Annotated in this window: 1 protein-coding gene; it reads right to left on the bottom strand. The window is 73.3% G+C overall.

All coding sequences use genetic code 11. The features are described from left to right. Positions 1–93 precede the first annotated feature (93 nt). Positions 94–442, bottom strand: a 349-nt coding sequence (locus G3I71_RS47735; protein ID WP_164325211.1) for an SAM-dependent methyltransferase, incomplete at its 5' end; no start/stop codon positions are given.

Below are 442 nucleotides of genomic sequence, written 5' to 3'. Positions count from 1 at the left end.
CCCGCCCGGGCGCCGGGGGGCTGCGCGTCTGCGGCCAGATCTACAACCGCGCCGAGGAGTACGAGCGCCTCGCCCGGGCCCTGCCCGGCTACCTCAGGGGCGCCTGAGCAGGTAGGTGTCCATGATCCAGCCCTTGCGGACACGGGCCTCGGTCCGCAGCTCCTCGATCCGCCCGGCCACGTCGGCCAGCTTCCCCGAGACCAGGATCTCGTCCGGGGTGCCCACGTAGGCACCCCAGTAGATGAACCGGTCCTGGTCGAGGTGGGCGGTGAACGCGTGCCGGGCGTCCAGCATCACCACCACGTCGTCCACGTCCTGCGGCCAGCCCTCCGCGAGCCGCCGGCCCGTGGTGATCTGCACCGGGCGCCCGACCCGGTTCAGGTTCGTCCGGTGCCGGGCCAGCAGCGCCGACACGCTGCTGATGCCGGGCACCACCTCGTGC

This window comes from Streptomyces sp. SID12501 (assembly GCF_010550245.1).
Classification (GTDB): domain Bacteria; phylum Actinomycetota; class Actinomycetes; order Streptomycetales; family Streptomycetaceae; genus Streptomyces.
Note: the sequence above shows the minus strand (reverse complement) of the source record. Positions and strands in the feature narration are given on the sequence as shown.